Consider the following 22,072-nt stretch of genomic DNA (forward strand, 5'->3'; position numbering starts at 1 on the left):
TGATGTTTTACGCCAGGGCGAGGAAGGTGTCCCAGTGCGGTGCCGGCGCGCTGCCTGTGCCGACGGTGTGCAGGGCGAGGGCCGCTCCGGCAGCTCCGTCGAGGAGTTCCGGGTCGTGGTCGTCCTTGCCGAGCGCGGTGATCAGACGGTCGGCCAGATGGTGCAGCTCCGCAGTGATCTCGGAGTTACCCGTCTCGGTGGCCATCCGCCACCCGGCCTGCAGCAGGCCGGCCATGCCGTGGCACAGCCCGATCTCGGGGAGTCTGTCCAGCTGAAGCGGGTCGCGTAGGGTCGCCAGTATCGCGTTCTCCGCAGCCCACACGCGGGCTGAGTCCTCGAGGGCAAGTCCCGCCAGTTGCTGGGCGCGAGCCGTACCGCTGACTCCGTAGCACCAGGAGGAGCGGGGACGAAGGGCGGAATGGACGTGGTTGTCGGCCGCCTGTTGCCTTGAGATATAGCCCGGCCACCAAGAGGTGGTCTCGTCGCCTTGACGCCATTGGTCTGTCCAAGCACAGATCCGTTCAACCGCATCGACCGTGCCGGGCACGGCCAGGTCGCGCAGCAGTGCCAGGGACAGAACGGACAGGGCGGAGCCGATGCCGTGGGAGAGGCCGAAGTTCCCGTGCCCGCCGGGGTAGTCGGCGTGGGGTGAACCAGTGGGTGCGACGTTCATCCACCATGGCGGTAGTCCGGCCGGATCGCGCCGGGGCTCGGTCAGGCGCACGAGGTAAGTCAGGACGTCCCGGGTGATCTCAGTGTGGGGGTGCCGACTCAGGTGATACGCGCCCAGCCCTGACAGGCCCTGGATCAGGTCGAATTCCTCCATGGGAGGCCGCTCAGCGCGGTCGATGCGCCGGTGAGCCTCAGTCAGGCGGTTCCGGGTGACGGTGAGGGTCGCTTGGTCCAGCTTCTGCAGAAGGCGCAGGTACCGGCTCGATGCGCTGGCCGCGCGGTGCGTGATGAACGCGAGGGCGGGAGCGCCGAAGTACAGGTTCGCGTTGGCCGCTGCGCTGACTTCGCCGTGCACGGCCGTGGCCAGCCAGGTGTGCGCGGTCTCCCAGTCGCCGCGGCCGGTCCGGGCACGCTCGACGTGCAGCAGGGCGATCCCCGAGGCTCCGCCGGCGAGCGACTGCGGCCAAGCCCGCACGCCTTCGGGCCGGCCACCGGGCCACACAGCGCTCGGGGCGGATAGTGCGCCGGCCAGCTCGTCGGCGGTCGCCAGCACAGTCGGGATGGGGGCTGTCGTGGTCACGCTGTCCTCCTTGCTTGTGCCGTCCAGCTCAGGGCGGCAGCTCGAGCCAGGTGCAGGTGCGTGCGTTCCTCGGGCAGTCCGGGCCCGCTCATCCGCACGTGGTGGAGATGCAGCAAATCCGGCAACACGTCGTGGGGGTGTGTGGCCGTGACGGTGAGCGTGTGGGCGTAGGCAGCCAGTGCCGCGCGCCGGGCGGACCAGGCCGCGGTGACACGCTCGTCCAGGACCGGAGGGTCGGAGTTCATCAGGTCGACGGCTTGCCGGTAGATGGCGCGGGGCGGAGCGGCCCGATCGGTGCGTGTGTGGTCTATGAGCCACTGCATCGCCGCGGCGTCGTCGCCGAGCAGGCCGATCGCGATGTCCACTATGCTCGCGGCGGTCACCGCGCGGACGTCCGGGGCGTCCCTTCCGGCTTGGGCGGCGAGTTGGGCCAGAGCGGCCGCGGAGTCGGCGGCGAAATACTGCTCGGCCGCGTCGATCGCTGCGGGGCCGCCGAACCGCGCGGTCTCCGGGTGGTAGGTCTCCACGCCTGCGTGGGTGATCAGGCCGCTGTGCCGAAGCTGCTGGGTCCACTCCCCGATGCGCTCGATGGCCGAGCCGACGGTGCCGGGCGCGCAGATCAGACGGAGGCGAAGGTGGTCGTCGGGGTCCAGGTAGCGGACGAACCACCAGCGGGGGTGGCCCAGTTCTTTGAGCAGGGTCGGCAGGTGCCGGGTCAGGAGAGGGTTCTGCCAGCCGCGGTGTCCGTGGAGCTGGAGGTAGATGCGGTTGCCGCAGCCGGGCAGGTGGCCGTGCTCTCGGCTGACAACGTGGCCCCCTGCCTGGACGGGGACCACGTTTTGCTCTGTGGCCAGGGGGATGACGACCTCGTGGGCGTGACCGCTGGTCCAGCCCAGATCCTCGGGGGCCGGCGCGGGGCGCAGCGTTACCGTGCCGTCGCGGTCCAGGTGCGTGCGCAGGAGGGCCCGGTGTGAGGGCTCCATCAGGTCGAGGGCCATGCACTGGTCGGCCTCACTCAGGTACACCCGCTCAGGCAGCTGCACGTCGCGGCGCCATTGGGCCAGGGCTTCGTCCCACTGCGGCCAGGGTGTCGGCGCGGCGGGGAGGTCGTCACTGGCGAGGAGCCAGCGGGCCGGGGACAGGATCGTGCGTCCGTAGCGCAGCGCGGGCAGGAACGGCAGGTTGGAGGCGGCGGTGCCCCACACGAACCCGGTGCACGGGACGGCCAGTGCGACGGGTGCCTCGGTCAAGAACCGGGCCAGCGGATGCGAGTGGTAGCCCAGGTCTACGGCGTTCAGCAGCAGCGTGTGCACCGGGCGCCGGCGGGAGAGCGAGACCAGGTGAAGCCGTTCGGTGTCGGCGGTCACCGCGAGGTCTGTTACCGGGATGAGGTTGGTGTCCGAGCCGTGGTAGTCACCGAGTGAGATCACCAACTCGGTCGCCTGCAGGGCACGCGCGACGTTCTCAGCACGCACGGACAGCGGGGTGGAGCTGATCTGCGCGACGAGCGCACCTTTGTGTACACCGGGCAGTCCGGCGCTCACCTTGGTCATGCGGCGGAGGTCCTCGTCGTCCAGCAGGCCCAGGAAGCGGCCGGTGGTCGCGCCAGCCGAGCGTGCCACCCCGACGACGTGAAGCGTGAACTCCCCCTGCTCCAGCATCGGAACGCTCGCTGCGTCGATGCGGACGGTCACCTCTGTGCTCGGTTGGACGGCGTGGCCGGGATCTGTGGTGGCCAGCTCCTCGATCGCGGCATCGTCGAGTTCGACTTCAAGGCGGCGTTGCATCCCGGCGGCATGGGCGAGCTTGATAAGTCGTCTGTCACGGTCGGGCAGGGGGGAAGGTGCTGGCGTGGAGGTGGAACCGAGATACCCGGAGGGGTACCCGAGCGCGTCAATGGCGTCCACGACGGGGACGGCCGCCCTTGGCCCGTACCGCTCGAGGAACTGGCCGTGCCACTCGGCCCATCCGGTCAGCGCCGGGCGGGGCGCGAGACGGGTGAGCGCCTTGGCTGCCGCTGCCGCCTCCTGGGCCACCGTTTCCGGGACGACCAGGTCCCAGTCCATCCGCAGGTCGAGCGCGGTCTTTGGGGCCTCGCGTAAATTTGCTGTCTCATCGGGCGCGAGACGCCGTGTGTGGGTGAGGAGGGTGGCGAGCGGGTCGGTGTCCGTCATTGCCGGGCGGAGGCTGGTGATCAGGAATCGTTGCCTGACCAAGCCCCCGAGGAGCTTTTCGATCGTGGCGAGCGGCGTGGTCGGGAAACTGGCGGAGAGTTTGGCGACGAGGTCGCTCCAGAGGATCGGAGTCCGCGCGCTGTTCAGGGCTTCGAGGACCGGTGCTGTCACCCGTAGCTGCACGTGTTCCGGAACGCCGTCGCGTGTGCCGCTGGGACGATGCTCGATCACCACGCACTCGTCGCGCTCGACGATGAGGCTGGAGGCGAGCAGCATTAGGTGGGGCCGCAGTCCGCTGTGCTCCTCGAACTGGTCGACGAGGGCCGTGATCCATGTCGCGTCGGGTCGGGTAGATGCCTGGTGCTCGGTTCCCATGCGTAGCGCGGTGGTGGTGCCTATTCGTGCGGCTGCAACCCCGGCGAAGAGACCGAACGGGGTGGCGCGCGTGTGGGCCCGCAGCAGGTAGCGGAGGGCCGCGAGCACGGTGCGGCGTACAGAAGAGCCCGCCAGCGGCTGGCCGGCACAGATCTGGCCCACTCGCCTCGCAAGGTCGGGGCTTGCGGCTTCGACGGCGGTCGCGAAGTCGGCGATTTGCCAGGTCTGTTGCAGCCACGCCCGCCACGTCTCCGTGTTCGCCGACGGGCCGGTCAGCTCCGGCCAGACCACCGGATGGTCGTAGTTCCACGCAGCCGCCCGGATCACTGCTGCATCAACGAAGCGATACACACACCCTCCTGTGGGTGAGCGGTGCCCGGCCTCGCCCATGACTGAGGCGCGGCCGGGCACCGCGAGAATCGCGGTCTGGTGCTGTTACGGGCAGCTCGTGCATGCGGACGCGCACGTCGAGCCGCAGCCGTCGTTGGTCAGACGGATGAGCTGGTCAGCGGCGGGGCCGCCTTCGACGATCGTGATGTCCAGCTCGAAGGGGTCTGGTCCGGGCGCTATCTGTCCGGCGACCGGCGGAGCAATCGGGTGGTCCAGTTGAACGGTCATGCATGCCTCCTCGGCATTAGGGGATGGTGCGTGCCGGGGCCCGGGAGTGGGCCCCGGAGGCTTAGTGCCAGGACACCGCGAGGATGCCGTGCCGCTTCTGCACGGTGACCTGGAGCGGAGATGACGGGGCAGGACCCGGCAGGTACCTGATCGTGGCTGCTCCCCGACGGCGGTGGTTCTTGGCCCAGCACCGGAGTAGGCCTGTGTACTGGGCCGCGAGAGCTTCGGCCTGCGGGCCGTGGGCGACCACGCCGCTCTCGAAGCCCCCGGTGTCCTGGTTCTCGCGGCGGGTGCGGTACGCGATGCTGTCCTGGCTGACCAGGGCTGGCACACCGAGCAGGGCTGATGCGTCGACGAGCCCGCTGTCGACGACGTCCTTGGACGCGTGCAGCCGGGCGGTGCTCGACAGGTTGAGCGTGAGGTACAGCTCCAGCTCGTCGGGCAGGTCGTAGGCCGCGCCCGACCAGTGCTCCAGCCTGGGAGTGTCCAGGGCGCGGTTCAGTGCCTGCGTGTTGAGGAGTACCTGCTCGTCGTCGGTCTGGACGGCGACGCCGTCCCGCAGCATTGCTTTGCGTTCTTCCTTGGCGGCTCCTTCACCCTGCATGGGTACGAAGCGCGCCAGACGGTAGGAGTGGCTGATCAGGTCCTTGCCGTCGCGGTCGAACGCGATCGAGCGGGTGGTGCCGCGTACGGTCAGCGGGACGACGAGCCGGCCGTTGTCCTTGAGCTCGCTGATCCACGACGGAGGGATGTCCCACGCTGCCGCGGTGACGATGATCCGGTCATACGGGGCGCCGTCCGGCACCCCGGTCTCGCCGTCGGCGAGGACCGTCTTCACTTGGCCGTACCCGGCGTCGTCCAGGCACAGGCGGGCGCGGTCGACGATGTCATGGTCGATGTCGACTGTGGTGACCACGCCGTCGCTGCCTACGAGTTCCTCGATGAGCGCGGCGTTGTAGCCGCCGGAACCGATCTCCAGGACCTTCATGCCGGGCTCGATGCCGGCCTGCTCCAGCATCACGGCCTGGAGATGAGCGGCGGACATGACGCTGATGTCCAGGCCGTGTTCGTCCTTCTTGACCGCAACGGTGCTGTGGAGGTCGTAGGCGAGGCCGAGGGGCGCGGCCGGTGCGAACAGGTGCCGGGGAACCACGGCGAAGGCGGCGGCGACAGGCTCGGACGTGATCGCGTCCTGGTCACGGAGCGCCCGGACCATGTCCGCACGTAGTGCGTCGGGCTCGCGAACAGTCGAGTCGTCAATCGCAGTCATTCGATTACCTGGATTCTGTTGGGGTTTTGGGGCTCGTCGGTGGCAGCCTCGGTCACATCGAGGCCGGTGGGAGTGGCGTATAGACGCCTGCGCTGCATGGCACAGCGGCTGAGCTGTCACAACCAACTCGTCTTGGTGTACGTGTGCCAGTGCGGGTGGCCCTCGTGGCCAGGTGGCTGCGTGCACCGCAATGGCTCGGTCGGTTGCTCCGCCCAGCAGTAGCCCGCGGTCCGTCCAGCGGACTGTTCGGTGCGCACCGTGTGGCGCTCGCCGTAGGGCGGTTCATGCGTCCAGCCCCTCGTCGAGCTTCTCCCGGCCTGCGCCGATCAGACGGCCGACGAGGAGCGGCCGGCACAGCACTGAGGCCGATTCCATCGGCACCGACCAGTACGAGGCGCGGGTGGCAGCGTCCAACTCTTCAGCATCGACGGGTGGTACGCCGAGCAGTGTGCCGCTGCCGAGGACGTCGACGTCCATGGCGCGCCAGTCGTCGAAGTCTGCCTTCTCGCGGTACGTGCGGGGTGTGCTGGCGGGCACGAGCGCGTAGTAGCGGGGGTTGCGCGGGTCGCAGATGACCGGGCCGCCGTCGAGCGCGCTGTTGAGGAAGGCGTCGATTTCGTGGGGCACGACGGTGTTGGCGAGGGCCATGACGAGGGGGCCCGGGAGTCGGACGGCTGAGAAAAGGCATCCGAGCGGCAGCATGGCGACGCCCTGCTCTCGCCATGCCACACGGGCTCGAGCGCGGCCGGTGGCGGGGAGCGTGGAAAGCAGCCAGTGTTCGACCGCGAGGCGTCGGTCTGATGCAGGGTGAACGAGGATCCCGGGCGCGGTCTGTACCGGCCGTAACGCCTGCTCGCTGTGGTCGCTCATGCGCACGTCTCCCCGGTCACGCGTGGTCTGTCTCAACATCTGTGACCGTAGGGGCTGGCATGGGGCACAACGCCTACACATATGTAGGCGTTGTAGGCGCACCTACAAACCGATCCAGGCAGCCATGTGGTGGAGCGTGTCCGGCGTCCGCCGGGACAGATGCACCAGGCCGCTGATCGTCTCGCGGGCGCCGGGGTGATAGCGGGTCTGCTCCGGTGCCGCATGCCGGGCGTCTACAAGGGACCGCAGCGCGGCCTCCGCATGTCCGGTCTCCATCTCCGTGCGCGCCCGGTCGATGAAGAAGTGGGCGCGCCGGCTGGTGGCGAGCGACGGCGGAAGCTTGATCTTCCGGGACTGCTTCAGTGCGGCGTCGTAGTGGCGCATCTCCACCGCGGCAGACATCCTGTGCAGCGCGACGTTCGTCGGGCCGAAGCTGAGCCAGTGGACGTCGGAGGAGTCGCCGATCCGCGTCGCGATCTGCCGGGCCTCCGAGATGTGGTCGACGACGGTGCTCGTCTGCCGGGCCCGCGCCGCGATGACGGACGCTCCGAGGTGCAGTTGGCCGGTGACGGCGAGCGCCTCGCGGGTGGGGTCCGCGGCACCGACGATGCATTGGCCTGAGGAGATCAGGCGCTGCCCGATCGTGTACTCGCCCTCCCGGAAGTAGACGAGCGCGCGCATGTACTGGCGGACCGCGCCCAGGCAGGGATCGGATGCGCGTTCGGCGGCCCACGCCATCCGGTCCAGGGCGACGGCAGATAGGTCGTAGTAGCCGAGCTTGACGGTGATGTCGTGGGCGGTGCGGTACGTCGACGCGAGAGCTTGCCACAGTTCCGTGGACGGCTGCGCCCAGGCGGTGTAGGTGAGTTCGGCGATCGTTCCCGGCAGTGCTCGTGCGGCGTTGCGCAGATGTGTGGCCCGAACTTCGGAGCACAGCCGGTCCGCCTCCTTAATGAGCGCGGGCGTCGGCCGGGTGCTCAGGTCTGGGTTCACTCCGAGGTCGTACAGGTCGAGGGCTTCACGAATCGGCCGGACGAGCTCGGCGAGCCGGTCGCGCTGCAATTCGGTCACGTAGGGCTGCCCCGTGAGGGTGGTGACGTCGATCTTGAGGGCGTGAGCGACGGCGGCAACGAAGTCGCTGGTTGCTGGGCGCAGGCCGCACTCGACCGAGTTGAGCAGGCCATACGAATAGGGGATGCGGTCGGCGAGTTCGCGCTGCGTGAGCCTGGCCAGTTTCCGCTGTTCGCGGATGCGGGCGCCCGTGCTGTCGTCGTCCCGGTTGGGCATACTCGTCTCCGTTCCTAAGGCCACTTGGAACGGTACCCGCGCAGCAGGGCGCGGGGCAGGCGTCCGCCCTCGACTCCATCTGGATCGGGGGCGGTTGCATGTGATCCACTGCCCGCATGACCTCACGGACTCTGTACCTGTTCGGCTCGGCTGCGCCCCCCGTCTTCGACGTGGCGAAGGTTGTCGAGGACGCTCAGCGTCGCGGCTTCGACGTGTGCCTCGGATTGACGCCGACCGCGGCGAGCTGGCTGGACGAGAGCCTCGACGGGCTGGCCGCTCTGACGGGGAACCCGGTGCGGTGGGAGTACAAGCAGCCTGGTGAGCCGGACGTGTGGCCGAAGGCGGACGTGATCCTGGTGGCGCCGGCCACCTTCAACACCGTCAACGCGTGGGCGCTCGGCATCACTCGAGACTTCGTCGTCGGGGTTGTCGCCGAGGGGATCGGCAAGGGCATCCCGATGGTGGCGATGCCGTGTGTGAATGCCGCTTACGTGCAGCACCGTCGTTTCGAGCGGAGCGTCGCCGAGCTGCGGGAGATGGGCGTCGAAGTCCTGTTCGGGGAGGGCGGGTTCGTGCCGAACCAGCCGGGCTCGGGGAAGCCGAATGCGTACCCGTGGCACCTGGCGCTGGACGCCGCCGAACGGATTGCGGAAAGGCCATGACAGCCGTAAGTGATCCGGTGCCCGGGGCGAGAGCCTTGTGCCATGTCCCCCTCCTCTCAGCGCCCGGGCGTCTTGCGCTCTGCTGCGGCTGTGAACGAGGACGTTCGCGCGCTCTGGCCGCATCCGGGCGGGCGGCTTACGGATGAGGAGCGGGCGGCGTGGGGAGTGGCTGTTGCAGGACGAGTCGTCGTCTCCCGAGCAGGAGTGAGGCATATCCGAAACCGTCGGTGGCCTTCTTGGCGTGGGGCCTTGTGATCACAAGTGGGTCCAGGGGCGGGGCTGGCCCCCAGCTAACGGTACCCATATCTTCGCCGAGGGGCCGTGGTGTTCGATGTCTTCGAGGACGGTGGCTCCGAGTGGGACTTCGCGGGCGAGGGCGGCGACGAGTGGGTGCTGAGCGGTCATCGCCTGTAGATCGCTGATCCGGTTCCTCAGTCTGGGCCGGGGGGCGCCGGTGAGTATGAAGAGGACGCGGGGGTAGACGGGGTACCAGCGCAGCCACGCCGGGCCGGCGGAAGCCTGCCTGTGGCGGCCGACGGGTTGGGCTTCGTACCGGAACAGTCTGGCGTACTCGATCAGTTTCACGGCCAGGCGTTCGCTGCTCATGGTGGTGCGGTCGACCTCTACGAACGCGCGCAGTTTCAGCCGGTGTTCGCTGCCGGTGACGGTGTAGTGCATGACGGCGTCGGCTACGAGCCGTTCTCCTTCGCCGATGGGGTGAGCTACTTCCGGGGTCCAGTCCCACGGGCCGTGTTCGTGTCCGAGTCTGCGGGCGTCTGCTGCAAAGGGCAGATGGGTGCGGACCACGGTGAGCGTGTGGGGCGTCTTCAGCGATGCTGCGGTGGTTGAGGTGATGGGGTAGGGCGGGCGGCCCCGCAGGGCAGGGAGGTCGCGGGTCAGGCGTGCCCCTTCGGGGGTGAGGTACCAGGCGTGCGTACGTGAACGGTCCTTGCCCGACAGCGGGGTGAGGTCGACGAAGCCCGCATCCCGCAGCTTGTTCAGCACGCGGGAGAACAGCTGGCGGGAGCTGTCCGGCCGGAGCATCTGGCGCAGCTGGCTGGTCGTGGCCATGCGGTGCAGGGCGAGCGCGGTCAGGACCTGCAGGCGCAACGGTTCGGCAGGGCTGGGGGCCAACTCTGCGGCCGGGGCACGTGATGGGGAACGAGTCATGGGAAGCAGGCAACCCGTCCACTGCGACCCGAGCCCCGACCAAGAGACCCCGACCACGGTTACGACACAAGAACGATCGCGTGGTCGGGGCGGTGGTCGGGCGTGCCCACCGCCGGCCACGAGAGTGCGCGATGGGACATCGTGACCGCGGCGGATGCGCCCACGGAGGCGATGTCGGAAGTTTGGCGATGGCCGGTCCGCAGCAGCTGATGCTGCTGCGGGGCGTGGTGGCGAGCCACGCCATGCCGGCCATCGTGCGACATCCGGCCCGCAAGGGACCAACTCCCCAAACCGGCTGCCGCGTATCTGGGGCGGTGAGCGCAGGCGCGTTCACCGCAGGTTCTACTTCCTGGACCGCTGGGCGGCCTGCTGGAGGATGCGCCGGCGTGTCCACCGCCGGCGTCCCTTCTGGCGCCCTGCTTCGGTGACACCGTCCGTGGTCTTCAACAGCGGAAGGTTGCCCTGGGACAGGCTGCTGGAGAAGGAGCCGATGCTCTTGAACCCCAGCAGGGCGGCCGCCTGGCTCGCTCCCAGGAGTTCGTCGGGGTCGCCGTCGACGGGAACGTCGGGCAGGGGCGGCGACTGTTTGGCCCCGGCGCGTCTTCCGCGGCCGGGCCGGGTGGCCATCCACTCCTTGAGGGTCTGCACCTTCCACAGCTGCCGGCGGTAGGGGTTCTCGGCCGTGCCCTTCACTTCGACGACGTCTGGTTCGGGGAAGTAGCCGGGGTGGTCGCGCACGAAGGTGGTGACCTGGTTGGAGTTCTTGTAGCCGAGATACCTCGAGGCGTCCGCGGCGTTCAGCAGCGTCTCCGGGTCCAGAGAGGGCGGTGTGTGTTCAGCGAGCCGTGCCGGCGCGCGGTGCGCGAACCACTCGGTGACCTCCGCGTGGTCCCACAGGCGAGCGCGGCCGCGCTTGTCGACGGGCTCGGGGAAGGTCTCGCCGGCCGCGTTCTGCTCCTGCCCGGTGTAGAGGCCGCTGATCCTGGAGGGAGTCAGGCCCTGTTCAGCCGCGATCTCGGCAGCGTCAGCCAGGCGAGGCTCATCGCCCGAGGTCACGGCAGAACCGTCCGTCCTGTCAGCAGCGAGCCGGCCAGCCCGACCCGCAAAGCAAATAATGGCAGGAGTTCAGGTTGGGCGTCCAGCCCGCGGCTCAAGGTCGTTGCCGTGGGGCTGCGCTCGCGGCTCGCCTTACTCCTCGGGGATCAAGCAGATACCGCGGCGCGCGGCGTCCTTGGCCATCTCCGCGTAGGCGATGGCGGCCGGTGTCATCTCCCACTCGACCAGGGCCAGCAGCAGGATTACCTCGTCGCGGTCCTGCGAGGCATCACACGGCATGCCGGCTGTCTGCGCGGCGAGCATTAGATCCGTGGTGGGCAGCCGGCGAGACGCGCTGCCACATCCTGGTGCAGATCCTCAAGGCCGCGCTGGTACAACTCGTTCGCCTCGCTCAGGAGCCGCACCAGATCCTCGTCCTGGCTGGCCGGTGCCGCCGCAGCGAGGTCAAGGATGCGCTGGCTCGTCATCAGCAGCAGTATGCCTTTCAGGTAAGGCCCGAGGCGCCCCGAATGCGCAGGGGAAGCGGGCGTGGCCGTTGCGGTTACCGGCGGTCGTGGTGCGCTATGTCGGCCTCACTGCGACGCTCCGTCTTCAGGGCGCCCGGACTGCTCCTGCAAAGCGGTGAATCGCGGTCCGTCGTCGGCAGACGATGCCGGGCTCGAGTGGCCCGCAGGCTGCGGACTGCCGGATCAGGGCGGTGATCCACCAGGCAGCTCAGAGGCTACTCGCCCTGGACTGCTCGTCCTCGGCTGCAGGTCGCCGGCTAGCAGTTGCAGGTGGTAGCGGCTTTCGTTGTCCTCGATAGGGTTGCCGTTTGCCATCGGGGCGTCGAAGGGGCGTGGATGACTGTGCAGTGTGGGGTCGACATGGCACGTAGTCAGGTATTTGGCGAGGTGGCTGAGCTCTACGATGCTGCTCGCCCTGGATATTCGGATGCTCTGGTTGCGGAGGTGCTGTCGTACGCGGCTTTGGGTGACCGTGCGGCGGTGGAGGTCGGCGCGGGGACCGGCAAGGCGACGGTGCTGTTCGCAGCGGCGGGCACGCCGCTGGTGTGCATCGAGCCTGACCCACGTATGGCAGAGGTACTGCGCCGCAACACCGTGAATTGTCCCGGGGTGCGGCTGCATGTCGGCGCTTTCGAGGACTGGCAGCCGGAACAGCGTGGTTTCGGGCTGGTCTTCGCTGCTACGTCCTGGCACTGGACAGATCCGGAGCGGCGTTGGGGCTTGGTGCACGATGCCCTTGCGCCGGGCGGCGCGGTGGCGTTGTTCTGGAACCCGCAGGGGGTCCACGACACGGATCTGCACGCTGCGCTGGCCGATGTCGACGGTCGCCACGGGATTGCCGGTGCACCGCACAGTGAGCTGGCGTCCTCCTTCGGCGAGGTGCCCGGGAGGTGGGGTGGGCTGCCGTCCGGCTGGCCGGAGGACGAGTGCCGCCGCGACGGCCGTTTCACGGACTTTCGTGCCGTCCGGTACCGGCAGGACCAGTACTACGACACTGACCACTACCTGGGATATCTGGCCTCGCTCTCGCGCTATCGCGTCCTGCCCTCCGGCCGGCGTGAGCAGGCCCTCGCTGAGACTGCCCAGGTCCTGAACGCCCACGGGGGCGGCATCTCCATGGCCCTGTTCAGTGACCTCTTCCTCTCCCGGGGGCGGTGAGCCGTGCCCCAGCACCGGGCCGGAGCGCCACGGAACCAACGTCCGCGCCACCGTGACCGCGAGCTGATCCGCCACCAGCTCGGACAGTGTGGCCGCGCACGCCAACAGTCCAACCCAGCTCGAAGAACGGCCGGACCTGGCCAACTGCACGGGCGACACCCGCAGTGCGCCGGTTCTGTGGGAACCCCTGTTGCGCTGGAAGTTGCGCTAGATGTTGCGCCAGGGGGTTGCGGTAGGGGTTGCGTTAGATGTTGCGTGGCCTCGAAGCCGGCTTCCACATCACCCCAGATCAACCCAACAATCAGCCCTGGTACGCCTGTTGACATCCCCTCTGCCGCCGCTCTCCCTGCCCGAATGAGAGAAAGGGTGGGGGCGGGGCTGGGACGGCGCGGCGTGCTTCGGGGATCGGGGGCGATGTGGGTGGTTGTTGCGCGTCGGCCGGTCGGCCGCCGCGCTGGGAGTGTGGGGGCCTGTCCGGCCTGAGCTGGGGGCGGTGAAAGGCAGTGAGAGGCAGGCCACGCCCTCACCCTCGCCTCGATCTTTCGTGACGGTCTGCCGACGGAGTCGGCAGACCGTCACGCGTTCCATGGCTGCTGGTGGGCAGGCCAGTAGCCCGACTGACGTGTCGGGTGGGCGCCGGGTTCCACTGTTCCGGAGACGATGGTGCTGCTCGCAGGGACGGGAAAACTACTGGTCAGACTGGGTTGGGCAGTTTGTGGAGCCGTTCGAGGGCGCTGGTGACGACATTGGTCCAGGGCCAGTGGCGGGCGAGGCGGAGGATCTGGCGGCGGCCGGTGGTGACGAGCTGGCCGGGCCGGGCTGAACAGGCGGAGCCGCAGGCGACGGGGCTCCCAGAGCCGGGGCCTTCACGTTCAGCGCAAGCATCGGCATCCAGGCCAGCAGCTCGAGTGCGATCTGGACGATCTCCAGCCAGACCCTGTTCTACGCGGTGTCGTGCAGGGGCAGGTTCCGCAGGCCGGTGGCGCGGGCAGCCCGGATGCGGTCCTCGGCCCGTGCCCGCAGGCGGTGGCGGAGTTCGAGTGCGGCGATGGGCCGGCCGGTCGTGTTGGTGGCGAAGCACGCGATCCGCATGCCATCGGCGTCCGTGATCCTCAGCTGGGCCCGGGGTGCGGTCGTTCCTTCCGAACGATCTGTCGCATGCCCTTTGGCCGGCCGTCCCTTTTGCAGGCGGGGTGATTGGGCCACGGCCCTTGGTAGCAGAAGCCTGATATGAACGGTGTCTTCAACGGCGCTCAGCCGCAGCCATGGCAGCCTTCCATCCGTTGAGGTACGAAGCCTTCTTCTCGACGGCGGACGGCATGGCCCGCCGCATCCTGTCGATACAGCTCCTCGACGGCGCGGGCGATACACTCGCTCTCCGCGTTGCGCCTGTCTCTGTACTGGCAGTCGCAGTCGGTCATGATTCCTCCACCCTCACGTCCGTGGCGCGCACTGTGCCCCGCACCCCTTTGTCGAAGTCGACGACGCAGACAGCCATGAAGTTGCCCTGGGCGGGGATGAACTTCACTACCGTCCCCTTGTCGCCCTGGTACCGCACGCGGTCCTCTGCTTTGAACTCGGTCATTCGTCTCTCCTCAGTAGTGCGTCACAGGCGGCCACCCCGAAATTGTCGGGGTCCTTATTGAAGGCCTCGGCGATTTCATCGGCCAGGCGGTTGGCGTAGACGTCAAGCATGGCCTCCCACTTCATCCCGTTGGCGTGCAACAGGGCCATTTCGCCCGCTAGTTTCTTTCTCATTTTATCCTTGCCCATCGCTCGGGGTTCTTGGCGGCCATCTCGGCGGTGCGGCTGCTGCACTTACCGAGACCCGCTCCGAGATTTTCTTGGTCCCTCGAACTCGTATGTCCCGTCCAGGTCGCCGTACTTGCCGATGCCTCGCCTGGACGTACGCATGCTGACAAGCTGGTCAGCCACCTAGCCCACTCCGCACCCCTCCAATACTTACTCCATCCCGGTGGGATTTCGCAGGTCAAAGGGAACGATCGGGTCGTGTCCCGCAACGTGGTGTAAGGGATCAAGCGCTGGGCGCTCCGGGTTCGAGGTCCAGGGAGATCTGTGTGGAGGTGGCATTCCACGAAGCCTCCTGGTAGGGCGATTTGGGTGCCCGGTCGGGCCGAGTCACCGTCCCTGGCCTGCGGATTCCAGTGCCTTGATCCCCTACACCTCGTCCTGGCGGGACGCCATCAACGATCGGCGACCCTGCGATCTGACGAAGCCAATCGAGCACATCGGCAGGCTTTGGCGTGCCAGGGCCATTCAAGGATGCCGCAAGCGTATCGACGCCCTCTGTCGCGGCTCCCCGCTACTGCTCCCAGTTATTCAAGAAGCGCCATCTCGTTTCGTCCAAGATTTCCATGCTGTGCCTGCTCTCGAGGCGGAATGCATGTTCATCTCATGCTAGTCAGCTGCCTCCTCATCGCTGTGCCCATTCGGGTGCGTCAGTGGGCAGAATGGCACTGCCAATTGGTGCCGCCGCACACGCCAGGAGCCTTTTCACGTGTAGATCATGAGGGTGAGAATCGCGGTAGCTGCTGACGCGAGTCTGTTCGGGCTGATGCGGGCGTGCCGGCAGATCCGCCATTGCTTGATCCGGGAGATGGGCCGCTCGACGGGAGCGCGCAGTGCTGCGTGGACCTTGTTCGAGGCTTGGTGCTTGTCGGGCAGTTCCGCCTTCGGGCGGCGGTTGACCGGGGTGATCACAGTGCCGTCGGCACGACGTATCCCTTGTCCGCGAGGACCTCGAGGTCCTGTTGCGCGCAGGTGTTGACGATAGCGTGCTTGCGGGCGGCCGTTACGGCGTGGGTGCCGGCGGGCAGAGCGGGCGAGATCCACAGCAGTTTTCCGTCTTCCGCGGTGATGACCTGCAGATTCATGCCCTCGCGGTGGACTTTGCCGCAGTAGTGGCCGGCAGCTGCCACCCGGTCGGACTCCGCCACGGTGCCGTCCAGCAGCAGGTACCCGTCCGCATGATGGCTGGTGAGCGCCTCGGTCAACGAGGGTGCGTGGATAGCGAGTTGCTCGATCGTGTGGTTCACGTAGCGCCAGGCAGTGGCCGTGCTGATGCCGAAGCTTGCGGCGATCTGTTCGAGGGTGTCGTGCTTGCGCAGGTAGACCAGGTGCACCGGGCCCGGTCGTACGGACGTAGTCGGCACTGTCGGCCAGCTTCACAGGACGCGATCACCATGACCAAGCTCTGTAAATCCTGATAGACCGGCACCTCACGGCTGACGGTAAGGCTCGCGGTACAGATCAGTGTGGACCTCCGCATGCACCTTGCCGCGGATCTCCCGGAGAACAGAGCCGCCGGTGTACCGCTGGGTGCGGGCGTGGCCGACAGACTCGATGAGGTCCAGGCGGCGCAGGGTACGGAGGTCGGCCAGAGCCTGGTCGCGGGTGAGGGATTCCAGTTTGGTAGGTGGTGCGCCGCAGGTGCCCCTGGGTGGCGGCGTACAGGGCGGAGACGGTGCGTTCGTCGAGTCGGTGCTGCTCGGCGAGGCGCTCCAGGAGGAACCAGAGCCGGGCCGCCGCTTCGAAACGGCGCTGCACTTCTTGGGCCTGGAGGTGGTGGGCGGTGAGGCAGAACCTGATCCAGGAGGCGGCATCACGCTCCGGCTGCCACGAGGTACGGACATCGCGCAGGGCTGCGTGGTACTCGCGGGTGTTGTACTCGTCCGTGCCGAGCCACTCCTCGATGCTAGAGAACTCGGGGGCGAGGATGCCCTCGCGCGCCAGGACCAGGGTGTGGACGGCGCGGGACATCCGGCCGTTACCGTCGCGCCAGGGGTGGATGGAGACAAGGTTGAAGTGCGCCATGGAGGCCCGTACGAGGGCCGGGGCGTCCAGGTCCCCTTCGGCGAGCCAGTGGACGAGCTCGCCCATCAATTCGGGGACCTGCTCGGGGTCCGGGGCGGTGTAGACCGGTGGACGGCCCGGACCGCCGGAGACCCAGACGCCGCTGGTGCGGTACTCGCCGGGGCGCACGTCGCGGTCGACGCCCCTGGCGATCATGAAGTGCAGGGCCGAGAGCAGGGTGTGGTCCCAGGCGAAGATCTGGAATTCCGCGGCGTGCTGGACGTAGGTGAGGGCGTCGCGGTAGCCGATGACGGCGTTACGGGTGGCCTCGTTGGTCTCGGGGGAGATGTCCCCGCCGGCGATCAGAGTTTCGGCGTCCTCGGAACTGATCGTGTAGCCCTCGATATGGGTTGACCCCCGGACCGCGGCCGCGGTGAGCGACGGAGCTGCCCCTCCCAGCGGCGGGGCTGGGCGAGCCGGTGACGGAACTCGGTACGGAGTGCCTCGATCTCGTCGATGACACGGCGGTCGTCCGAGGTGAGGGGAGGTGTGGTGAACAGCACGCTCGATGCTACGACACACGTAGCATCGGAGTTTCATCCTTTCGGTGGTACAGCGGTAAGAAATCTTTACTGAGCTGATGCTGGAGCGCGGCGTGATCGTCTCCTGCGAGATGGTCCGGCGGTGGTGTCTGAAGTTCGGGCAGGCCCACGCCAGCAGCCTGCGCCGGCGGGGCACTGTCACGTTGTCGGTGACGGGGTTGGGATGACCTTCGGGTTGATGCCTTGGGGGAGGGGAGCCGGCCGTGCCGGATGTGCCGCCGTCGTACAGCAACCACCGGTACCCGGTGGAGGTGATCTCGCACTGTGTGTGGTTGTACTTCCGGTTCCCGCTCAGCTTCCGCGAGGTGGAGGAGCTCATGGTCGAGCGCGGGGTGTCGTCGTCTCCTACGAGACCGTGCGCCGCTGGTGTCTGAAGTTCGGCCAGGTCTACGCCGACTCGCTGCGCCGATGGCGTCCGCAGCCCGGTGACACGTGGCACTTGGACGAGGTGTTCATCAAGGTCAACGGTGTGCAGAAGTACCTGTGGCGGGCCGTCGACCAGAACGGCAGCGTGCTCGGCATCCTTGTTCAGAGCCGGCGTGACAAGGCTGCGGCCGGGCGTTTCTTCCGCCGGCTCCTGAAGACGACCGGGCAGGTGCCGAGGGTGCTCGTTAGCGGCAGGCTCCGCTCCTACGATGCCGCTCACCGTGAGGTGATGCCCTCGGTGGAGCACCGCTTGCACAAGGGCTTGAACAATCGGGCGGAGAACTCCCACCAGCCCACCCGGCAGCGTGAACGCGTGATGAAAGGCTTCCGGTCCGTCGGATCAGCACAACGGTATCCGGACCGCGTCCACCGGGATCTCACCCCACTTCCGACCCCACCGCCACCTGACGACAGCCGGGCCGCCACCGCCTCGAAATGACCATCTGCTTCACCATCTGGAACCACATCACCGGCGGGGCACGAGCCTGCCCGCCACAGCCTGAACAACGGAGCCCTCCCGGCCCAACACATCCTGGCGCATCGTCAACCGATCGCGCCGCCGACAATGTGACAACGCCCTGGGAGTGCATCGGCGGGAGTGGAGCCCAACGGGGCAGTGATCCTGGGTCCCCTCGGGCCGTGTCCCGGACTGGCATGGGTCGTGAGGGGCCCGGCTTCGCGTGTGGCTCGGTCAGGGAGTGCCCATGGCGGTCCGTGGTGAGTGGACCGCCATGGCCGGGCAGCGGGAGCTGCGTGCCGTGGACTTCGTCAATTGTGGTGCGGCGCTCGGCTGCGGCGGGGGCGAAGTGTCTTGGGCTTCGGCTCAGTCCAGGGTGGCGAGGTGGTCGGCAGCGCCCCCGCGCCACTCGATGAGGAAGAGGGTTGCGTCGTCGCTGGTCGTGCCGCCCCGTTCCTCCAGCAAGGCGTGGGAGAGAGAGCGCGCCACCGCCCGCACTCCCTTCTCGGCTCGCTCGATGCTGTTGACCCAGTCGATGAGTTGTTCCACGCCGAACTGCTCCCCGCCGGCTTCGTGCTCCTCGATCAGGCCATCGGTGAAGCACAGCACCCGGTCGCCACGCTGCAGGGTCTGCTCGCTGATCCGGGGCTGTTCACCGCCTAAGCCGACCGGCAAGGTGGTCGCACTCTCCAGCTGCCGGACGACTTGGTGATCGCGGATCAGCAGCGGTGCCGGGTGGCCCGCATTGACCCGTTGAAGGTGGCCGGTTGCGACATTCAGGCGCATCATCTGCGCGGTGACGAAGTGGTCGGGCCCGAACTGGTCGGAGATGGCCCGGTCCATGAAGGCGTACATCTCGGACAGGCCGATGTCGGCGCGTCTGGCGTGACGGTAAGCGCCGATGGCGACGGTCGCCATATTGGCGGCGTCCAGGCCATGGCCCATCGCGTCGATGGTAGCCACGTGCAGGATGTCGTCGTTGAGGGCGTAGTCGAAGCTGTCTCCGGCGACGTTGTAAGCGGGTTCGAGGATTCCGGCCACCGCGACCTGCGGAGTGGACATGGCCACTGGCGGCAGCAGGGACCACTGGATTTCCGCGGCCACGCTCATCGGTTCGCGGCGCCGGGCGAGGAAGAACTGGTCGGTGTAGCTGTGCTTGGTGACCAGCATGTCGGCGACCAGGCCCGCGAGTCTGCGTAGCAGCCGCCGGTCGTCGTCATCGGCGGTATCCAGGGTGAGGGCCATCACTCCCACCTGGTCGCTGCCGTCCAGCAACGGCAGGTACATCCGGACGCCGTCGGCCTGCGGTACCTCCACAGGGGTCGCTTGCAGGAAAGCCGTGCCGGCGTGGGAGTCACCGATCGGCTCGGGCTCGCCGACGGTCAGCCGCCTCCCCGGCAGCGGCACCAGCACCCGCTGTCCGTAGTCCTGCAGGAGGATCGAGACGTCGTGGCCACCGACTCTGGCCACCTCTTCCGCGATCAGCGGGGCGATCAGCTGCGGCGGCATCTCGTGCGCCCGGTCCAGCAGCACCCCCAGCAGCCGCTCACCGAACCCTTCCGACCGGTCCACCATGGCCTTCTCATGCCGCCGCCCACCGTCCGCCACAGCCGCTCCCTTTCACCACAGCAGAGCCGGTTTCGCCTATGCGGCGGTCCCTCCAAGGGGCCGCTCGCCAGGCGGCATGGCCTTGGGCCCGGGGGTTTGGTGCCGACCCGGCTCACCTTGCAGATCCGCTCGTAGACCCACTTACGCGATCTGTACACACGGGTCCTGACCAACCGGTGATCAACCCGCACAGAGTGACGCGGCCGACCAGCCTTACGAGCCCATTACGCCAAAAGCGGCATGTCACACCCGGAGGCCTATTCACGGGGTGGTGGGGCGCCTGGGTTCCTTGATCATCAGTACGGCCCTGCTCGGTAGTCTGATGTCTGCGACAACGTCAGAAGTGAACCGGGGCAGGGCCGTTGAGCTGGAACGTTACGGCAGGGTTGGACAAGGATCAACTGGACGGGCTGGTGGTGCGGGTCCATCGGATACTCATGACGGATCCTGATCCTGTGGTGTCTCCGGCCCGGATGTGGTCACTGGGCCTGTACCGGTCGGTGGTCCTGGTGCTGTTCCTACTGCGGCAGAACCCCGTCCAGGAGGCGGCGGCGGAGCTGTTCGGTGTCAGCCAGGCCACTGTTTCCCGGCGGTGGACGGGGCTGCTTCCGGTGGTGGAGAAGGCCCTCGCCGGGCATGTCCCCGATCCCGTGGAGGCCTCCGCCGGCCGGATCGTGCTCATCGACGGCACCCTGGTCACCACGTGGGACTGGGCGAGCGAAGGCACCACCCTGTTCTCCGGCAAGCACCGCGACACCGGCTTCAACCTGCAGGTTGCGGCCACGCTGTCCGGGGACCTGCTCGCGGTGTCCGAGCCCGTCCCGGGCTCCCGGCACGACATGTACGCCTGGCGCCGGTCCCACTTCCCGGAAACCTTCGCGGAACGGCAGAGCATGGGCGATCTTGGCTACGTGGGCTCCGGCATGCTCACCGCGAGACGCAGACCACCTGGTCAGGAACGTCCCACTGGCGACAACGTCTACAACGGGAGCATCAGCAGACTCCGCGCCGCCATCGAGCGAGCGATCGCACACCTGAAAGACTGGAAGATTCTCGCGACCCGCTACCGCGGCCCCCTGGCCAAGTTCCCCCTCGTTGCCAAAACCGTCACCGCCCTCACCTTCTACAAGAAGGGCTGGTGAGACCCCGTGAATAGACCTCCCGGTCGGAACAGGCGGCTCTCAACTTCGATGCCCAAACAGTGGCTCCCGATCTCACTGTCCGAGTGGCTCTCATTCACCCTGCCGAAAACACCCCGGCCGAGGCCCAGTTGAGTCCAAGGGCGGCGAGCGCGGTGAGCTTGTCGGTGTTGAGCTTCTCCCTGCGGCTCTTCTGGTTCATGACCCAGACTCCGAGTCGGACTTCGGTGCCGCTTCCAGCCGTTCTTACGTGGCCTCTGGGCACCGTCACGTGCCTCTTCCGCTCCTTGTATTGCGCGAGGGCCGCAACGCCCCGCTCGAACGCCCCCGAGCTGGTCTTGGGCGGCTTGGCGGGCTTCTCCTGCTCGGGCGGCGGTGGTGTGATGCCGCTGGCCTCCAGGAGCGGTGATATCGAGGCGGTGCTTAGGGAGATCGGTCCACAGTTGGCCGAGCAGGGCGAAACAAGCGATTTCGCAGATCTCCCGGAGACCGCGCGGGAACACGCACCAGGCATGTTGGTCGGTGCGCGGTTCGGTGACCGGACGACGTTCAGTCAGTGGTCGCTGTGGGTTTGCGGGCCGTGGCCCAGTGTGCAGCCGACCTCGAAGTCAGCACTATCGCCGCTACCCGCTCCTCGTCCGTACTCATAGCGTGCTCCGGAGCGATGGATGAACGAGAAGGGCCGCCAGGCTCCCATCACAGCCTGCAAGTTCGGCTGGCTTCCGCAACGACTCTGCGCTCAATTGGGGATCGGGCATGCCGCTCGCCGCCCCCGCCCCGCACGAGGAGACCTCCTCACCATGCGACAGGTGCATGCCTCATCCGTTCGTACCGACAGGCCTTCACCCGGATACCAGCCCGAGTGGTGGTGCGCGCGTCCTTGGCTGACGGTAGGCACGTTGCCGCCGCGGTCATACGAGCAGACGGCGTGTCAGCTGACGCAGGCTGCGACGGAAGGAATCTTCTATGCGCTCTGCTCGCACTCTCCTGGCAACGGCCACCGCCACGGCCGCCCTCGCGATCGCAGCCCCTGGCGCCTATGCCTTGACTGCTGCCGACCGGGAGGACGACCACTCCTACAGCAGCGACCACGAGTACAAGGACGACCACTCCTACAGCAGCGACGACGAGTACAAGGACAAGCCCAAGGGCAGCATGCACACCGGCGGCGGCCTGCTCGCCACCGTCAACGGCGACGACTGGGACACGAAGGAAGACGAGTACACGAAGGACGACGAGCAAAAGAAGGACGACGAGTACAAGAAGGACGACGAGTACAAGAAGGACGACCACTCCTACAGCAGCGACCACGAGTACAAGGACGAGCACAAGGACAAGCCCAAGGGCAGCATGCACACCGGCGGCGGCGGTCTGGCCTCATCTGGCTCGACGGCGGCTGGCGGGACGGCACTTCTGGCAGGCCTGGGGGCGGGAGCGTACTTGCTGCGCCGGCGCTCCGCCCGCGGTGCCGCTTGACCCTATGACCTGACGCGGCACAGCGTGTGGCCAGACTGCTTCACCTTGAACAGCAGCAGCCGCACGCTGGTCCGCGCCGAATTCGGTGTACTCACATTCTGGCTGATCGGGGTGCGTTGCGGCATGAGGATCCGTTCACTCGTCGACTCGTGG

Annotated in this window: 22 protein-coding genes and 3 pseudogenes; 6 read left to right on the plus strand and 19 right to left on the minus strand. The window is 67.7% G+C overall.

Annotation, left to right across the window (positions count from 1 at the left end; all coding sequences use genetic code 11):
• Nucleotides 1–7 precede the first annotated feature (7 nt).
• The 6 genes from OG331_RS50875 to OG331_RS50900 form a co-directional block, all read right to left on the minus strand.
• A complete protein-coding gene (locus OG331_RS50875; RefSeq protein ID WP_406190841.1) occupies nt 8–1,252 on the minus strand; it encodes a lanthionine synthetase C family protein in 1,245 nt (414 codons plus the stop codon).
• On the minus strand, nt 1,249–4,152 hold the full coding sequence (locus tag OG331_RS50880; RefSeq protein WP_406190838.1) for a lantibiotic dehydratase: 2,904 nt from the start codon (nt 4,150–4,152) through the stop codon (nt 1,249–1,251). Before OG331_RS50880 ends, OG331_RS50875 begins: the two co-directional genes overlap by 4 nt.
• 84 nt (nt 4,153–4,236) lie before the next feature.
• Nucleotides 4,237–4,419, minus strand: coding sequence for an FxLD family lanthipeptide (locus OG331_RS50885; RefSeq protein ID WP_406190835.1), 183 nt, complete (start codon nt 4,417–4,419; stop codon nt 4,237–4,239).
• A gap of 61 nt (nt 4,420–4,480) precedes the next feature.
• The gene (gene fxlM, locus OG331_RS50890) at nt 4,481–5,689 is read right to left on the minus strand and encodes a methyltransferase, FxLD system (protein ID WP_406190832.1); all 1,209 of its coding nucleotides are present in this window, start codon (nt 5,687–5,689) and stop codon (nt 4,481–4,483) included.
• 282 nt (nt 5,690–5,971) lie between these two features.
• On the minus strand, nt 5,972–6,559 hold the full coding sequence (locus tag OG331_RS50895) for a hypothetical protein (RefSeq protein ID WP_406190829.1): 588 nt from the start codon (nt 6,557–6,559) through the stop codon (nt 5,972–5,974).
• A 102-nt stretch (nt 6,560–6,661) separates the two neighbouring features.
• A complete protein-coding gene (locus OG331_RS50900; RefSeq protein WP_406190826.1) occupies nt 6,662–7,846 on the minus strand; it encodes a helix-turn-helix domain-containing protein in 1,185 nt (394 codons plus the stop codon).
• Nucleotides 7,847–7,962: 116 nt separating this feature from the next.
• Here OG331_RS50900 and OG331_RS50905 point away from each other — a divergent pair, with 116 nt between their 5' ends.
• On the plus strand, nt 7,963–8,508 hold the full coding sequence (locus OG331_RS50905; protein ID WP_406190823.1) for a flavoprotein: 546 nt from the start codon (nt 7,963–7,965) through the stop codon (nt 8,506–8,508).
• A gap of 255 nt (nt 8,509–8,763) precedes the next feature.
• On the opposite strand, the gene OG331_RS50910 is transcribed toward OG331_RS50905, so the two are convergent.
• The 4 genes from OG331_RS50910 to OG331_RS50925 all read right to left on the minus strand — a co-directional run bounded on the left by OG331_RS50910 (nt 8,764) and on the right by OG331_RS50925 (nt 11,201).
• Complete coding sequence (locus tag OG331_RS50910; RefSeq protein WP_406190820.1) at nt 8,764–9,678, minus strand: replication-relaxation family protein; 915 nt, start codon at nt 9,676–9,678, stop codon at nt 8,764–8,766.
• Between the two features lie 342 nt (nt 9,679–10,020).
• Nucleotides 10,021–10,734 (minus strand): hypothetical protein, encoded by a 714-nt coding sequence (locus OG331_RS50915; protein WP_406190818.1) that lies wholly within the window; start codon nt 10,732–10,734, stop codon nt 10,021–10,023.
• Between the two features lie 132 nt (nt 10,735–10,866).
• Nucleotides 10,867–11,013, minus strand: coding sequence for a hypothetical protein (locus OG331_RS50920; RefSeq protein ID WP_406190815.1), 147 nt, complete (start codon nt 11,011–11,013; stop codon nt 10,867–10,869).
• Between the two features lie 23 nt (nt 11,014–11,036).
• Nucleotides 11,037–11,201 (minus strand): hypothetical protein, encoded by a 165-nt coding sequence (locus OG331_RS50925; RefSeq protein ID WP_406190813.1) that lies wholly within the window; start codon nt 11,199–11,201, stop codon nt 11,037–11,039.
• A gap of 426 nt (nt 11,202–11,627) precedes the next feature.
• Here OG331_RS50925 and OG331_RS50930 point away from each other — a divergent pair, with 426 nt between their 5' ends.
• Nucleotides 11,628–12,398 carry a class I SAM-dependent methyltransferase gene (locus tag OG331_RS50930; protein ID WP_406190810.1) on the plus strand — a complete coding sequence of 257 codons (771 nt, stop codon included), beginning with the start codon at nt 11,628–11,630 and terminating at the stop codon, nt 12,396–12,398.
• A gap of 694 nt (nt 12,399–13,092) precedes the next feature.
• On the opposite strand, the pseudogene OG331_RS50935 reads toward OG331_RS50930, so the two are convergent.
• From OG331_RS50935 to OG331_RS50965, 7 genes and pseudogenes are all read right to left on the minus strand, one after another.
• Nucleotides 13,093–13,576 (minus strand): annotated as a pseudogene (locus OG331_RS50935) (transposase); the annotation flags it as partial.
• Between the two features lie 75 nt (nt 13,577–13,651).
• A complete protein-coding gene (locus OG331_RS50940; RefSeq protein WP_406190807.1) occupies nt 13,652–13,819 on the minus strand; it encodes a hypothetical protein in 168 nt (55 codons plus the stop codon).
• Nucleotides 13,816–13,983: a hypothetical protein gene (locus OG331_RS50945; protein ID WP_406190804.1), complete on the minus strand. Its 168-nt coding sequence runs from the start codon at nt 13,981–13,983 to the stop codon at nt 13,816–13,818. The genes OG331_RS50940 and OG331_RS50945 overlap by 4 nt, the downstream gene beginning before the upstream one ends.
• Entirely contained in the window at nt 13,980–14,171 is a 192-nt protein-coding gene (locus OG331_RS50950) for a hypothetical protein (protein ID WP_406190340.1), read from the minus strand. Before OG331_RS50950 ends, OG331_RS50945 begins: the two co-directional genes overlap by 4 nt.
• 741 nt (nt 14,172–14,912) lie before the next feature.
• Nucleotides 14,913–15,119, minus strand: coding sequence for a transposase family protein (locus tag OG331_RS50955; protein ID WP_406190801.1), 207 nt, complete (start codon nt 15,117–15,119; stop codon nt 14,913–14,915).
• Nucleotides 15,116–15,571, minus strand: coding sequence for a transposase family protein (locus tag OG331_RS50960; protein WP_406190798.1), 456 nt, complete (start codon nt 15,569–15,571; stop codon nt 15,116–15,118). The genes OG331_RS50955 and OG331_RS50960 overlap by 4 nt, the downstream gene beginning before the upstream one ends.
• Before the next feature lie 97 nt (nt 15,572–15,668).
• Nucleotides 15,669–16,793, minus strand: a complete 1,125-nt coding sequence (locus OG331_RS50965; RefSeq protein WP_406190795.1) for a Fic family protein — start codon at nt 16,791–16,793, stop codon at nt 15,669–15,671.
• Nucleotides 16,794–16,845: 52 nt separating this feature from the next.
• Between OG331_RS50965 and OG331_RS50970 the strand changes: the two are divergent.
• Both OG331_RS50970 and OG331_RS50975 read left to right on the plus strand, forming a co-directional pair.
• Nucleotides 16,846–16,944: pseudogene (locus tag OG331_RS50970) on the plus strand (IS6 family transposase); the annotation flags it as partial.
• A gap of 72 nt (nt 16,945–17,016) precedes the next feature.
• A pseudogene (locus tag OG331_RS50975) lies at nt 17,017–17,713 on the plus strand (IS6 family transposase); the annotation flags it as partial.
• A 349-nt stretch (nt 17,714–18,062) separates the two neighbouring features.
• Here OG331_RS50975 and OG331_RS50980 read toward each other — a convergent pair.
• Complete coding sequence (locus tag OG331_RS50980; protein WP_406209584.1) at nt 18,063–19,271, minus strand: PP2C family protein-serine/threonine phosphatase; 1,209 nt, start codon at nt 19,269–19,271, stop codon at nt 18,063–18,065.
• 488 nt (nt 19,272–19,759) lie between these two features.
• On the opposite strand from OG331_RS50980, the gene OG331_RS50985 reads away from it, so the two are divergent.
• Entirely contained in the window at nt 19,760–20,446 is a 687-nt protein-coding gene (locus OG331_RS50985; protein WP_406190792.1) for a transposase family protein, read from the plus strand.
• A 94-nt stretch (nt 20,447–20,540) separates the two neighbouring features.
• On the opposite strand, the gene OG331_RS50990 is transcribed toward OG331_RS50985, so the two are convergent.
• Nucleotides 20,541–20,957, minus strand: a complete 417-nt coding sequence (locus OG331_RS50990; RefSeq protein WP_406190790.1) for a helicase associated domain-containing protein — start codon at nt 20,955–20,957, stop codon at nt 20,541–20,543.
• Between the two features lie 452 nt (nt 20,958–21,409).
• Between OG331_RS50990 and OG331_RS50995 the strand changes: the two genes are divergently transcribed.
• Complete coding sequence (locus OG331_RS50995; RefSeq protein WP_406190787.1) at nt 21,410–21,919, plus strand: hypothetical protein; 510 nt, start codon at nt 21,410–21,412, stop codon at nt 21,917–21,919.
• Nucleotides 21,920–22,072: the final 153 nt, after the last annotated feature.

Source organism: Streptomyces sp. NBC_01017, from assembly GCF_045162795.1.
In the GTDB taxonomy this organism is placed as follows: Bacteria; Actinomycetota; Actinomycetes; order Streptomycetales; family Streptomycetaceae; genus Streptomyces; species Streptomyces machairae.

Coding starts and splice junctions, on each gene's coding strand:
- OG331_RS50885 (WP_406190835.1), bottom strand. CDS start 4,419: ATGACCGTTCAACTGGACCACCCGATTGCTCCGCCGGTCGCCGGACAG.
- fxlM (WP_406190832.1), bottom strand. CDS start 5,689: ATGACTGCGATTGACGACTCGACTGTTCGCGAGCCCGACGCACTACGT.
- OG331_RS50895 (WP_406190829.1), bottom strand. CDS start 6,559: ATGAGCGACCACAGCGAGCAGGCGTTACGGCCGGTACAGACCGCGCCC.
- OG331_RS50900 (WP_406190826.1), bottom strand. CDS start 7,846: ATGCCCAACCGGGACGACGACAGCACGGGCGCCCGCATCCGCGAACAG.
- OG331_RS50905 (WP_406190823.1), top strand. CDS start 7,963: ATGACCTCACGGACTCTGTACCTGTTCGGCTCGGCTGCGCCCCCCGTC.
- OG331_RS50910 (WP_406190820.1), bottom strand. CDS start 9,678: ATGACTCGTTCCCCATCACGTGCCCCGGCCGCAGAGTTGGCCCCCAGC.
- OG331_RS50920 (WP_406190815.1), bottom strand. CDS start 11,013: ATGCCGTGTGATGCCTCGCAGGACCGCGACGAGGTAATCCTGCTGCTG.
- OG331_RS50925 (WP_406190813.1), bottom strand. CDS start 11,201: ATGACGAGCCAGCGCATCCTTGACCTCGCTGCGGCGGCACCGGCCAGC.
- OG331_RS50940 (WP_406190807.1), bottom strand. CDS start 13,819: ATGACCGACTGCGACTGCCAGTACAGAGACAGGCGCAACGCGGAGAGC.
- OG331_RS50945 (WP_406190804.1), bottom strand. CDS start 13,983: ATGACCGAGTTCAAAGCAGAGGACCGCGTGCGGTACCAGGGCGACAAG.
- OG331_RS50950 (WP_406190340.1), bottom strand. CDS start 14,171: ATGGGCAAGGATAAAATGAGAAAGAAACTAGCGGGCGAAATGGCCCTG.
- OG331_RS50980 (WP_406209584.1), bottom strand. CDS start 19,271: ATGGTGGACCGGTCGGAAGGGTTCGGTGAGCGGCTGCTGGGGGTGCTG.
- OG331_RS50990 (WP_406190790.1), bottom strand. CDS start 20,957: ATGCCTGGTGCGTGTTCCCGCGCGGTCTCCGGGAGATCTGCGAAATCG.
- OG331_RS50995 (WP_406190787.1), top strand. CDS start 21,410: ATGCGCTCTGCTCGCACTCTCCTGGCAACGGCCACCGCCACGGCCGCC.